Here is a 13394-nt window from a genome sequence, read left to right as displayed (position 1 = left end):
CAATATTTATAAAATTGTTTACTATGATGGTGGGAACTATTATTTTATTTTTGGAGGGATTTAGATGGAATTGACTGTTTATCTGGCTGGACAAATCCATGATAACTGGCGGGATGTGATTTATCAGAGTGCAAAGGAGAGAAATCTTCCGCTTAAATTTGTCGCACCTCAAACCAATCACGATCGTTCTGATCAGGTTGGAGAGGACATTTTAGGGGAACAGCCCGGCGATGTTTTTAAAGATGATGCAGCATCAAGTGTGAATAATTTCCGGACGCAGGTTTTAATGAATAAATCGGATGTCGTCATTGCATTGTTTGGAGAAAAGTACAAGCAATGGAACACGGCAATGGATGCAAGTGCCGCAATGACGATGAATAAACCAACAATCATTGTAAGACCAGAATCACTTATTCACCCTCTGAAGGAATTGACGAATAAAGCAAACGTCACAGTGGAAACAATCGATCAGGCGTTGGATGTACTTGCATATATATTTGAATAAAGGGAAACAAAATAAGCTTGGATCACCTTTCGTCCAAGCTTATTTTTAGAAAGTCACGCATTCTCGCAAATGGTCAGGCGTACGTCATGTTTTCCGATAGAATCAGTTCCAATATTCCCACTGTCCGCGCAGCAATTTGACGACATGGGAAAACATTTCCTGCCGGGACAGAAGATCATTCGTAAAAATGCCGATCGCACCTTCTTTTTTACGAACCTCCTGTTTTTTCGCATAGCCATCCATCAGGTCACCGAGTTCTTTCCCATCGTTTAGCCCTTCTTCAATTTCTGCTGGCAATACGATCCTTGCTCCACTCCCGGTGAAAATGCTGCCATCTGGAGTGACAAGTGCTCCCCAATTACATAAATATAATTGATGATCGACATACATGACTCCCCCTTCAAGCCCTATGCCAATTGCATTTTCCAAAGACCCCATACTATTCCTCGCTCTGTTGAGTGCACCCTGCTTTGTCTCTTCATCTGAAAAAGGCTGTGCTGAAACACCGGACTCGACATCCATTGATGTAATATCAGCCTCCGGAAAAATATCGTTGACTGCCTGTATTTTGGTCGGGTTTTTAGATCCAATGACAATTTGCATACCGTTCACCTCATAAAACAGCTGCCCCATTAGACAGCTGATGTATATTACCTAATATTTTTTAATTTGTTCAACTGTATTTTTATCTGTTGTTTTAACTAGTTTTACAAGCAATTCCTTCGCTGCAGCATAGTCATCAACATGAATGATTGATGCAGAAGTATGGATATAACGTGAACAGATTCCGATTACTGCTGATGGAACACCTTCGTTTGATAGATGCACACTTCCGGCGTCAGTACCACCCTGTGATATAAAGTACTGGTAAGGAATATCATTGGATTCTGCAGTATCCAGAACGAACTCCCGAATTCCGCGGTGGGTAATCATTGTGCGGTCAAAAATTCGCAGCAAGGCGCCTTTACCCAATTGACCAAATGCTTTTTTATCTCCTGAAGCATCATTTGCAGGGGATGCATCAAGTGCATAAAAAATATCCGGTTTAATCATATTTGCAGCAACTTTGGAGCCGCGCAATCCTACTTCTTCCTGTACAGTGGCCCCAGCGTACAGTTGATTCGGCAATGATTCTTTTTGCAGTTCCTTTAATAATTCAATGGACAGTCCACAACCATAACGATTATCCCAGGCTTTCGCCAGGATTTTTTTGCTGTTTGCCATAAGTTCGAATGGTGTTACCGGGACAATACTGTCGCCTGGTTTCACTCCAATCTTTTCGGCATCTGCACGATCATCCGCTCCGATATCAATCAGCATATTTTTGATCTCCATCGGCTTGCTGCGCTGAGCATCTGTCAGAAGGTGCGGTGGGACGGAACCGATGACACCGATAACAGGCCCATTCGCTGTCATAACCTGAACACGCTGTGCCAACATGACCTGATTCCACCAGCCACCAAGGGTTTGGAAGCGCAGCATACCATTTTCGGTGATTTGGGTTACCATAAATCCAACCTCGTCCATATGTCCCGCTACCATGACTCTTGGGCCGTCTCCACGTTTCACCCCAAATACACTGCCAAGATTATCCTGAATTACTTCATCAGCGTATTTTTCCAATTCATTTCTCATAAAAGAACGTACAAGATGTTCGTTTCCCGGTGCACCTTGAAGCTCTGTCAAATTCTTAAAAAGATCAAGTGTCTCCTGGTTCATTAGATCCCCTCCAATTTTTATGTCTCTGATCCAATAGCACAAGTAAGCATTCAAAAAGAAGATTAGGTAAAAAATGAAAAGCAAGCCAAAATTCGATGTATCATTTTCACCAGTTTTTTGACTACTAGGTTAAGTATAACTGAAGATATCTAAAACTTTCCACTTAGCACACATGTATGATTTTCAATTTAAAATACAATCCTGTATACTGACAATGGATATACATTCTATTATTCTTTTTTCAAGGGGTGGACATATTGAGCAAAAGAAACGTACTCCTTGCCGCTGCATTAGGGGTTGCTATAGGATATCTGGCAAGAGAGCAAGTCAATCATTATCAAAAAATAACACCGGAAAAAGCACTGAATCATGCAAAGGAAATGTTTAAACGAAAAGGACCGATCAGTGGTTCCTGGATTTATATGAAACCGGAAGAAATCGAAAAAAACGGTCTCCTCTATAATGCATATCGCGGTGGCATTACCCGCAATATCGATGGAGAGAATAAGCAATATGAATTTTATGTAGATGTTGAAACAGGTGGTATTATCGAAACAAAAGAAACCGCACTAAACTAATGGGTTAACAATCCTGTTAAGCAGGGAGCAATAGCAGTATTTTGACTTCCTGCAAGATTTGAGACTGGCCATATAAGAATGGCCAGTCTCTTTTCAATTATATTCATATCTTTCTCTTTCAATGTGATCCGTCGTTTCTCCAGCCTCGTTCAATTTAACAGCCCGGTAATAGGCATCATGGTAGAATGTGTACCAAGCCTCTTTTTTGCATCCGAATTCCATCCATTTTTCCTTTTCATGAACCGAGCTGATTGGATAGTCATCATATGCAAGCACCCATAATTTATTCTGGTGTGCATGTGTCGGCATGATATCAGCCATATGGATGAAGGTTTCATCCTTATCTTCAAAAACAAGAATAGAGTGTCCATCACTATGCCCACTTGTATGGATCATTCTCAAACCCTTTACAATCTCTATCTCCTTGGTAAAGGTCTTAACCTGATCGACAACAGGTTTCCAATTCATTTCCCAGTACGAATTCACGGAACGAATATTCGGGTTGCGCATTTCATGCCATTCCACTTCAGATGTATATATGACCGCGTTTTTAAAAATTGTTTCATAAGTATCCTCTTCGACCTTTTTTGTCAATCCGCAGGCATGGTCATAATGCAGATGTGTCATCAGAACCCCATCAATATCATCAACGGTCAAGTCCATTTTCCCCAAGGACTCAGCCACCATTGACTGCTCCAGGACACCAAAGTTTCGCAATTGCTTATCCGTTAATTTATCATTGCCGATTCCAGAATCAATTAAAAAGTTTTTCCCGTCAACCTGAATTAAAATCGGGTCTGTCCGCAATTCAATCTGATTTCTTTCATTTGGTGCGTACTTCTTTTCCCACAATGCCTTAGGTACCACCCCGAACATTGCTCCACCATCAAGATGGGTCACCCCACCATTGAGCCATGTCAGGCTTGCTCTGCCCACTTTCAAACTTTCCATGCTCCCATCCCCTTTCCTATTTATTCCAAGTGTAGCCAAACACCGATAAATCCGCAAACTTAATATTAATTTTGTACTAAGCTTTCATTAATTTACATACAATCATCTATACAAATTTTTAGGAGTGGAATATAATCAGGCTGAATTGATATATAATTTATACAATTCAAATATGTTTTCTCTTTAACCCGTTGAGGTAAACAGAAGCAGGAGGTGAAACAATTGATTCAGGTTAATTTAACAGTTGATTATGAAGGTAAGTTTTACACAACCAATGTTATTACAAGCAGAGACACATCCGATGAAGAAGTGATGCAACTGGCAATTTCCCAAGTTGAACAGCAATGGAAGGAATAAGAAAAAGTGGGCATCAGAAATGATACCTGCTTTTTTATTTTTACTCGCTATCTTTTTGGGTAAGGATTTCATCAAAACAGACTAAATACATTTATGATAAACCCTGTTATTCAGCAGCACATTTGAAATATTTGTTAAACCAAGTCGGCTTTTAACCGTAAAGTTGCTTTCTTAGCTACCTTCCTTTTTTTGCACACTTCTTCTGCGCCTCGTTTAAAGTGTATTACTTATCGTTCCCGGAAACATCGGAACAAATCTCCTATCATCATAAAAGAATGGGGGGGCTCCATCCTCCCCATTCTTTTTACACAACAGCAGCATGACCTATGTGCCCCACAACCGAATCGGACATTTTCGGTCGGTTGACCCCCTCCTTAAATACTCAAAATTTATAAGATAAATCCCAACACCCTAGTTAAATGAAAAATATATTTTAAATTTTCTTTACAAAAGGATAGCAAAAGTTAATGCAATTTGCTATGATAACTCTTGTATTGTTTTTCAGTTTCTATTGGAATGCAGACCTTTGATTACGATTGTAAATTACTATCTCATTTGTGAAATTATTCACAAAATGTAATCCTCTATAAAGGTTTGTTTTTCCTGATTATTTCGGACTCATTTCCGAAAAGCAAATTGTCTAAGAAAATAAAATGAATACTGCGCGGGGGTACGTTTTATGAAAACGAATGAATGGAAATACGCACTACTGATACTTGCCGTCATCATGCTGGCATACATCCTTCCCTACACCATTTTTACGGATACGGCCAAATGGTATGGCAGTTTTTTGCTATGGTCGATACTTGCACTGCTGACGATCGTCATTAACTATTTTTTAACTAGAGATTGGGGTAAATAATCATGACTTCTACATTGGTTTGGTGGGCAATTGCCGTATATGTTGTTATTGCGCTTTTTATTGCATATCTGTCAAGAAAAGGCAAACAGAATAATATGGAGAGCTATTTTCTGGGAGACAGAAAATTGGGGGGATTTGTTTCAGCCCTCAGTTACAGTGCAACTACATACAGTGCCTTCATGCTCGTTGGTCTTGCAGGCTTAACCTATAATGGTGGTGTCGGCGCTCTCGGGTTTGAATTGATTTATCTGATGGGGGTCTCACTTGTGGCCTTTTTTGGTCCTCGTTTTTGGGTAGCAGGCAAAAAATATGGATATGTGACGCCTTCCGAAATGCTTGGTGACAGATACGATGATAAAAAAGTCGCAGTCACAGTCGCAATTTCGAACTGCCTGTTCCTGATCCCTTACAGTGCCGTACAACTCTCAGGAGTCGGCTACTTGCTTCAGGGTGTTACAGACAATGCCATTCCCTACACTACAGGGGTGCTCATAGCTGCGATTCTTGCACTTGTTTTTTCTTATATAGCAGGTATACGGTCTGTTGCATGGACAGACTCTTTGCAGTCTTTATTCATGATTGTCAGTTCCACAGCCGTTGTAATTGTGCTGATTAATGGACTTGGAGGATTCAGCGGGTTTTTTGAAAGAATTGAAACGAGTCAGCCGGAATTATTGACGGTACCTGGTAACGGATTTTTTAGCTTCCTGACGTTTCTCGGATTGACTGTTCCATGGTTCTTTTTCAGTATTTCCAATCCACAAGTAAGCCAGCGTCTATATATGCCTGCATCATTGAAAAGCTTAAAGACGATGCTGATGGGGTTCCTTGTTTTTGGTTTTATTTATACGATTGTCGCAGTTATCTGGGGGTTCTCAGCTTCCATTATGTTCCCTGGTCTGGAAAAAGCGGATCTTGCCACCCCATTGGTATTGTCTTCCGATCTTGTACCTCCATTGCTCGGCGTTATTGTAATGGTTGGAATTATGGCGGCTGCAGTTTCGACAATTGATTCCATTCTGCTGACACTATCATCGCTTTTCGCAAAAGATGTGTATGGTAATATCAAAAACAATGCAACAGACAGGATGCAGCTACGAATTGGTAAAATCGTTATTCCAATCATAGCTGTTCTGGCATATCTGTTTGCTGAAATGGAATTAAATCTAATTGCCGTACTTTCTGTCGCTTCCTCAGCTGGCCTTATCGTAGTGGTACCGGCGATTGTGGGAACCTTTTATTGGAAAAGAGGAACTTCGGCTGGTGTACTTTCCAGTGTTATTGCTGCGGGGCTTGTCGTCATACTGCTGGAATTTTTCCAGCTGAAGCCGTTAGGTCTTGCATCCGGGCTTTGGGGCCTGTTCATTTCCACATTTCTCTTTATCGGTATTAGTTTAGTGACACATGCGCCTGAAGATAAAGCAAATGAATTTTTGACCGATATAAAAGAAGCACTGAAGACAGCTAAATAAAACTATTATCATCATTCTCTTCAGATCCCTTTCTGTTTTACAGAAGGGATCTTTTTTTCATGAATGGTCAGAAGAAAAAATGGTTACGATATAGAAACAATATCCATTTTTGGAAAGGAAGGAAAATCAGAATGAAATATGCAGGTCCATTATTCATTAAATTTCTGATGACAACAGCCGTATTATGGATTGTCCTTGGATTATTTTTCGGCGTCACATTCGGCAATATAGTTGCAACAAGCGTCATCGTTACTGCCCTCGGTTTTTTCGGGGATCTATTTATTATGCCAAGAGTCGGAAATATGCTGGCATCAATTGCTGACTTCGCTTTTATTTGGGCAGCAGTATGGCTCATAGGCATAAATCTTTTCGAAGGGCCAATTGCATTGGGTACAGCTGCCTTCATCTCTGCCGTATTGATAACCATTGGGGAAGTTATTTTCCATAGATACTTAAAAAATCAGATGGAAAGGTACGAAGAATTCCAAAGAAGCAAAATTGCGTACTTTCCAAGGAAATATCAAACTGAATTCAGCTCTGAAATGGAAGAAACGAATGGTGAGCCACCTAAAGACGAATAGAAAACTCTTCATGACGCGCCTTAAAGAGGTTCTCCTCACTGGGAAAATGCAAATTCGGTAATTGTATGGTTTATTCGTCTAATATTAATAAAGCGGCAGCTCTTGATGGCTGCCGCTTTATTGTTCAGGGTACTTGGACTTTATTTTTTAGAATTGCTTCAGCTGCTTTCTTTCCGGAAACAACAGCTCCTTCCATCGTTGCAAAATAAGGCTGCATTGTATAATCTCCTGCAAGGACAAGGCCAGTTACAGGGGTATCTTGTTCCGGCCGCAGCCAGTTATTACCAGGTTCTAAAGAATGAAAGTCAAAGTGATGATTAATCTGGCGGTAGTCAAAAACATGATCATCCAGATCCATTCCCAATCTCTTTGTATCTTCAAGTACAATCTTCAAGGTCTGCTCTGGAGTCATATCAAGAAATTGTTCCGGTTCAGATAAAATAATGGATAGTCTCCCATAGGCATGTCGGAATGTTGTTCTTGACTGTTCTGAAAAACTCGACAGTACTGTACCCGGCCCAAACGTAGTCCTGTCCTTTGGAAGTGCCCGTTTCGTGAGCTCCATCTGAAACGTCACTGCAGGCATAACTGGCAGCTTAAACATGGGTTCGAACCAAGAATGATCTCCGAACTCCGGTAGAAGGATTTGCTTTGCCGAAAACAATGTGGTCGCCAAGACGACATGATTTCCATTTATCTGCTCTCCTTCTTCTGTCTTCACGCCTGTCACCGAACCCGTTTCGTCAATACATAATTCTTTTACCTTAACACCTGTCCTGACTTCTCCTCCCTTGCGCTCAATTGCCCGTGCAACAGGATTGCACATTATATCTGTCATGCCGCCAAGAAAAGCTCCGATGCGCATTTTATAGCTCTTCGGAATTCCAGGTGCAATTAATCCAAAAAATACATAGGCAGAGTATCGTTCAGGAGAAAGGAAATAAAGCCCCGAGCTGAAGGACTCGATAATGAAATGGAATGCATTCTCTGTAACCCCATGTTTTTTTGCATATTCTCCAATCGTCATTTCATCAAGTATCTTCGGGTGTTTCCCATAATCCTTTAAGCCATTTGTGAAAAAAGGCAAAAGAGAAATTTTATCCCTCGGAGATAATTGCCGATTATTCCCTGTGACACCTTTAAGCGTCTTTAAAGGATTGAATACAGGTGCAACGCCAAACACAGCTGAAGTTTTTTTCTTTACAGATCGGATTTCAATGTCTTCTTCCCAGGTAAAAATTTCGTCGGGATTGACTCCTGCCTTCCCCAGCATTTTCAGTATTTCGGTATGATAGCCAATTAACCGATGAAAACCAGACTCCACTTCCATGCCGTTATCATTAAATGATGAGGTTCTTCCACCTAGATAAGGATTTGCCTCCAATAAAAGCACCTTTTTTCGTTTATCAGCAAGTTCAAGTGCAGTTGAAAGCCCGGCGAGTCCACCTCCCACAATTACAACGTCATATTTATCCAATGACAACATCCCTTTCCAATGCGGTTTGATTGCTTAATGTTTGCCCTTTCCATAATGCTTTTAAACTTTTTATAAAGAAAAATGAACTTTCATGATTATTTTTCATATTTCAGTACAAAATAGACTGTGTAAAAGCCACTCCTTCACTTGAAGAAACGGTTTTGCAAAATAAAAATACCTGGAGGTCAAATCATGGACAACAATAACAACAACAACCGCAACAGAAATCGCAATAACAACAACAACAACAACCGTAACAACAATAATGTTGATAATGTTGAATTTGCGAATGAGTTTATCGACAATAACCTCGATAACGACAACAATAACAACAACCGCAACAGAAATCGCAACAACAATAACAACAATAACGACAACCGCAACAATAACTAGTAAATTGAAAAAGCCTGTATTACGTAGTTAGCGTGATACAGGCTTTTTTAGCAAATAGGAAACCAACGTAATACGTGCGTATCTGCATACATGCAAAGAAAGCTGACCAAGAAAATCCTTGGGTCTTTTTTCCGTGCTTTTTGAACATCCTCGTATGGCATTTCTTCCACGGAGAATACATAGAAAACTTGGCATGCGCCAAGCCTTTTCGGCAAATGCCTTAGTTGCTAATAAAAACTTTATCCATTTGGAGGAATAAAATTGAAAGCTGTAACGTATCAGGGAAAATATAAGGTTGAAGTTAAAAATGTTAAACCACCAACCATTCAGGATTCACAGGACGTAATCATAAAAGTGACATCGACAGCCATCTGCGGATCAGACCTCCATTTATACCAGGGTAATTTTCCTCTTCCGATTAACTATGTAATTGGGCATGAGCCCATGGGAATCGTCGAGGAAGCTGGACCAGAAGTGACGAAAGTAAAAAAAGGTGACAGGGTTGTAATTCCTTTTACTGTCGCCTGTGGAACTTGTCCCTATTGCACTAATCACTTGGAAAGTCAGTGCGATAATGCCAACCCGCATTATGATTCGGGTGGTTTCTTCGGGTATTCGGAAAAATTCGGTGACTATCCTGGTGGTCAGGCGGAATATCTCCGTGTCCCATTTGGAAATTACACTCCTTTTCTTATTCCTGAGGATTGCGAACTGGAGGACGAAAAGCTCCTTTTTCTATCAGACGTCCTTCCTACAGCATACTGGAGTGTAGAAAACGCAGGTGTCAAGGAAGGAGACACTGTGATTGTACTTGGCTGTGGCCCGGTTGGCTTAATGACTCAAAAATTTGCCTGGCAAAAAGGTGCAGAAAGAGTTATTGCTGTTGATTATTTTGATTATCGTTTAAATCACGCAAAAAATATTAACCGCACAGAAGTTTATGATTTCACTAAATATGATGACATGGGCGAAACACTGAAGGAACTGACAAAAGGTGGAGCTGATGTCGTCATTGATTGTGTTGGAATGGACGGGAAAAAATCACCACTTGAATTTGTTGAACAAAAGCTGAAGCTTCAGGGTGGAACATTAGGCCCAATCCAGATTTCCACAAAAGCAGTGAAAAAAGGCGGGGTCGTACAAATAACCGGTGTATATGGCGGGCTTTATAATATGTTTCCATTAGGAGCATTTTTTACACGCAATATCACTTTGAAAACCGGCCAAGCCCCAGCACGGAGCTATATGAAAGAAATTTACGAACAAATTAAAAATGAAAAGATTGATCCTACTGACATCATAACCCACACGCTTTCCTTGGACCAGGCTGAACATGCTTATGACATTTTTAATGCTCGTAAGGATGATTGTGTAAAAGTAATTTTGAAACCATGATGGAGTAATATTGCGTACAGTTGGAAGGATGACTAAACGTCTCTTATGGTCAAACAGATCAAAACTAAAGAGGACAATGGAAGCTTCGCAAAGTGCTACATCCTTGTTAGAAAATGCGGATGCAATTTCAAGGAGGCTCCTCAAATACGGAGCCTCCTCATAATTATCCATTCAACGTTTTCCAATCAGTACCGAAGTTTGATCGCTTTGCTTGCAAGTCGTATATCATTTTGAAGTAACTTCTCCAGATCATAAGATGGATACAAACTTTTTCTATACATATAGTTAAAAATCATTTCATGGGTGCGAATTGCAGCCTGAAGCTGTTTGTTTAATGTTTCTCTCAATGCAGGTGTGGCTGTCTCCGTAATTGCAATCGCATAATTACGTACGGCTGTTTTCGCAAAAGCGAGTAAGTCCCCTGCGAAAAAGCCGGTATCCATATCTCTTTCAGCTTCCTCTTCTGAACGGGGGGCCAGTGAATAAAAACGAAGCAGTTCCTCTAAATTATTCTCCAATCCTTTAATCGTATGTTCATAAATTTTTCTCAATTCAGCGTCCTTTACTTCTCCAATGAACATTTTCAATTTCATTAAACCTATCGACTGAAAGGCTACAAGCTCATGTACTTCAAGTGTTTCATGCCATGCTAAATGATTAGGCTGGCGTTCATCTGAATTATTCATTGTTCTCCTCCTTTATAGTCTAGACAATTTCACTATATTCAAGGGAAGAATAATTGGATACTTAATGAGTTAACTTTTGCAAAATGAATTGACAAATAAGACTTGGCAAGAACTGAAGGCTTACGCAAGGCAGTATGGGATGCAAGGTTTTTTTTGTTCGTTTTGCGGCATTTTTATCATCGGATTTGATATAAAATGCGACGTCACTACTATTTGTGTTAGAACGTTGGCACGGATAATGGAAGCGAGATACTTCGGCGACCGCTCGAAAATATAAACCAATTTTCTTCGTGCGATGCAGATGCTGACGGAGCGTTCCTTGTCCTGCGGGAACAGCACGTGTCCGAAGACCCCGCAGAGTTGTTTTCTCGAGGAAGCTGAGGCCGTGCCCGCGGAAAGCATCCGCCCAGAGCGATCCCGGACGGTAACTGATGCACATATCACCGGAATTATGTTTAATTACTTTATAGTTTACACAAACTGCGAAGTAAAGCGATTATTAATGCCATTCTATTTTAACCAAGTTAAGTGTTTAACTTATATTATTGTTGTCAAAGTGAGTTAATTATAAAAAGTTAAAAGCTGCTGTTGGGCAAGTTTTGCTCTTTCGGCGTCTGAAAGCAGTTTTTCACGAACATCCGGTTTGACGGATGTGTACGCAAGGCTTTCCAATTGATTGGCAATTCGTTCATGCTGGCCAATAATGTAACGTAAATTTTCAATCTCTGAATGGGATAAATAAAAATTCAAGGCTATTGTCCCCCTTCCTGGTTGTTATCTATATTTTTGTCATTCTTTAAAAGATCTATACGAAATACGGTTTTTTGAACACTGCAGACGTTTTGAATCTTCATCAACCCATGAGATGCTCTTCCTAAGTGTCATCGTTGTCTTTTGAGGGTATAGATGACAAACAAACTTGCTACAAACCGCTTAGAACGGGGGTCTTATATGATACCGGAACTTATTGATTCAAATTTAATAATACTTATATTTTCAGTAATACTTATTTTAAGCATACTTGGAACAAAGTTCACATCGAAAGTGAACACTCCTTCCCTACTCTTTTTCATCGCACTGGGAATGGTTATTGGCAACGATGGTCTGAATATATTTGCATTTTATGATGCTGAAATGGCACAGCTGATCGGAATGATGGCATTAGTCATCATTTTATTCGATGGTGGTATAAAAACAAATTGGAAATCCATTAAACCAGTGGCGATTCCTTCTATATCACTTGCAACACTTGGTGTAACCATCACTTCTTTCATTCTTGGAATTGCCGCCAAGCTGTTATTTACACTAAACTGGCCTGAAGCATTGTTAATGGGGGCACTTGCCGGCTCAACAGATGCTGCGGCAGTTTTTGCCATGATGCAAGGCAAGAATATTAATGATCGTTTGGAGGCAACACTTGAAGCCGAGTCTGGTGCGAATGATCCAATGGCAGTTTTCCTTACCGTTACATTAATTTCCTTTGTTGAGATGAAAAATAGTGGGGTTTTAGGATTGATTGGAAGCTTCCTATGGAATATGGGTGGAGGTCTTTTGATTGGCTTGCTCATTGGCTGGTTTGGAAGCAAGGCATTACACCGTATAACATTGAATTCCAGCGGGCTTTATCCGCTGCATGCACTTGCGTTTGCGTTTCTCGCTTACAGTGGCGCTACTTTAGTCAATGCGAGTGGATTATTAGCTGTTTACGCTGCAGCGATTTACATAGGAAATACTGGTCTGAAACAACGAAACGCCATCTTACAATTTAATGAAGGATTCAGCTGGATTGCTCAAATTGTGCTATTTATCACTTTAGGGCTGTTTGTCATACCTAGCGATTTGTTCCAGTGGGAAATAATGTGGAAAGCCCTACTGCTGTCATTTATTTTAATGTTTGTCGCTCGTCCAATCGCATCCTTTATCTCTGTAGTTGGCATGGATTTCAATATCAGGGAAAAATTGTTGATTTCATGGGCAGGACTGCGTGGAGCTGTTCCCATTGTATTGGCTCTTTTCCCTATGTTATCCGGTCTTGAACACAGTCAGTTGTTTTTCAATGTCATTTTCTTTGTCGTCTTGACCTCAACCTTGCTTCAAGGAACCACAATATCATTACTTGCAGATAAGCTGGGCCTTGTAAAACCCGGAAGGACTACACAGATTAATCACATGGAACTGTTATCTATCGGGAAGAACAATTTGGAAATCGTTGAAATAATTATTGACGAAAATTCTTTTGTAGTCGGAGAGAAAATTAAAGATCTTGGATTGCCCCCGAATGCAAATATCACTTTTATCCTTAGAGACGGGGAAACACTGTCACCAAATGGTGATATTAAAATAATGGAGGGTGACTTGCTCTATATTCTTGCCCCTGAAAAAGATGTGGACCGACTTGAAGAAATTCTGAATGAATAA

Annotated in this window: 15 protein-coding genes; 9 read left to right on the top strand and 6 right to left on the bottom strand. The window is 40.3% G+C overall.

Annotated elements, in window-relative coordinates; genetic code table 11:
* The first annotated feature begins 64 nt into the window (after positions 1-64).
* The gene (locus A4245_RS09530; protein ID WP_067727494.1) at positions 65-505 is read left to right on the top strand and encodes a YtoQ family protein; all 441 of its coding nucleotides are present in this window, start codon (positions 65-67) and stop codon (positions 503-505) included.
* Positions 506-607: 102 nt separating this feature from the next.
* Here A4245_RS09530 and A4245_RS09525 read toward each other — a convergent pair whose 3' ends face one another.
* Both A4245_RS09525 and A4245_RS09520 read right to left on the bottom strand, forming a co-directional pair.
* Positions 608-1108, bottom strand: coding sequence for a DUF84 family protein (locus A4245_RS09525; RefSeq protein ID WP_067727493.1), 501 nt, complete (start codon positions 1106-1108; stop codon positions 608-610).
* Positions 1109-1159: 51 nt separating this feature from the next.
* On the bottom strand, positions 1160-2224 hold the full coding sequence (locus A4245_RS09520) for a M42 family metallopeptidase (protein WP_067727492.1): 1065 nt from the start codon (positions 2222-2224) through the stop codon (positions 1160-1162).
* A 257-nt stretch (positions 2225-2481) separates the two neighbouring features.
* Between A4245_RS09520 and A4245_RS09515 the strand changes: the two genes are divergently transcribed.
* Positions 2482-2802: a PepSY domain-containing protein gene (locus tag A4245_RS09515; protein ID WP_067727491.1), complete on the top strand. Its 321-nt coding sequence runs from the start codon at positions 2482-2484 to the stop codon at positions 2800-2802.
* Between the two features lie 93 nt (positions 2803-2895).
* Here A4245_RS09515 and A4245_RS09510 read toward each other — a convergent pair whose 3' ends face one another.
* Entirely contained in the window at positions 2896-3753 is an 858-nt protein-coding gene (locus A4245_RS09510; protein ID WP_067727490.1) for a YtnP family quorum-quenching lactonase, read from the bottom strand.
* Between the two features lie 222 nt (positions 3754-3975).
* Here A4245_RS09510 and A4245_RS20095 point away from each other — a divergent pair, with 222 nt between their 5' ends.
* The 4 genes from A4245_RS20095 to A4245_RS09495 all read left to right on the top strand — a co-directional run bounded on the left by A4245_RS20095 (position 3976) and on the right by A4245_RS09495 (position 7025).
* A complete protein-coding gene (locus A4245_RS20095) occupies positions 3976-4110 on the top strand; it encodes a BA3454 family stress response protein (protein ID WP_157087693.1) in 135 nt (44 codons plus the stop codon).
* A gap of 679 nt (positions 4111-4789) precedes the next feature.
* Positions 4790-4972 (top strand): hypothetical protein, encoded by a 183-nt coding sequence (locus tag A4245_RS09505; RefSeq protein WP_067727489.1) that lies wholly within the window; start codon positions 4790-4792, stop codon positions 4970-4972.
* Between the two features lie 2 nt (positions 4973-4974).
* Complete coding sequence (locus A4245_RS09500; protein WP_067727488.1) at positions 4975-6444, top strand: sodium:solute symporter family protein; 1470 nt, start codon at positions 4975-4977, stop codon at positions 6442-6444.
* Between the two features lie 131 nt (positions 6445-6575).
* On the top strand, positions 6576-7025 hold the full coding sequence (locus tag A4245_RS09495; RefSeq protein ID WP_199860667.1) for a YndM family protein: 450 nt from the start codon (positions 6576-6578) through the stop codon (positions 7023-7025).
* Between the two features lie 124 nt (positions 7026-7149).
* Here the strand turns inward: A4245_RS09495 and A4245_RS09490 are convergent, their stop codons facing one another.
* The gene (locus tag A4245_RS09490; RefSeq protein WP_234402388.1) at positions 7150-8502 is read right to left on the bottom strand and encodes a hydroxysqualene dehydroxylase; all 1353 of its coding nucleotides are present in this window, start codon (positions 8500-8502) and stop codon (positions 7150-7152) included.
* 192 nt (positions 8503-8694) lie between these two features.
* Here A4245_RS09490 and A4245_RS09485 point away from each other — a divergent pair, with 192 nt between their 5' ends.
* The gene (locus A4245_RS09485; RefSeq protein ID WP_067727485.1) at positions 8695-8895 is read left to right on the top strand and encodes a hypothetical protein; all 201 of its coding nucleotides are present in this window, start codon (positions 8695-8697) and stop codon (positions 8893-8895) included.
* A gap of 261 nt (positions 8896-9156) precedes the next feature.
* On the top strand, positions 9157-10290 hold the full coding sequence (locus A4245_RS09480; protein ID WP_067727484.1) for a zinc-dependent alcohol dehydrogenase: 1134 nt from the start codon (positions 9157-9159) through the stop codon (positions 10288-10290).
* A gap of 185 nt (positions 10291-10475) precedes the next feature.
* Here A4245_RS09480 and A4245_RS09475 read toward each other — a convergent pair whose 3' ends face one another.
* Positions 10476-10976, bottom strand: coding sequence for a spore coat protein (locus tag A4245_RS09475; RefSeq protein ID WP_067727483.1), 501 nt, complete (start codon positions 10974-10976; stop codon positions 10476-10478).
* A 561-nt stretch (positions 10977-11537) separates the two neighbouring features.
* A complete protein-coding gene (locus A4245_RS09470; RefSeq protein ID WP_067727482.1) occupies positions 11538-11726 on the bottom strand; it encodes a hypothetical protein in 189 nt (62 codons plus the stop codon).
* A 156-nt stretch (positions 11727-11882) separates the two neighbouring features.
* Here A4245_RS09470 and A4245_RS09465 point away from each other — a divergent pair, with 156 nt between their 5' ends.
* On the top strand, positions 11883-13394 hold the full coding sequence (locus A4245_RS09465) for a potassium/proton antiporter (protein ID WP_324609855.1): 1512 nt from the start codon (positions 11883-11885) through the stop codon (positions 13392-13394).

The sequence above is a fragment of the Oceanobacillus damuensis genome (genome assembly GCF_001618145.1).
Lineage (GTDB): Bacteria > Bacillota > Bacilli > Bacillales > Amphibacillaceae > Oceanobacillus > Oceanobacillus damuensis.
Note: the sequence above shows the minus strand (reverse complement) of the source record. Positions and strands in the feature narration are given on the sequence as shown.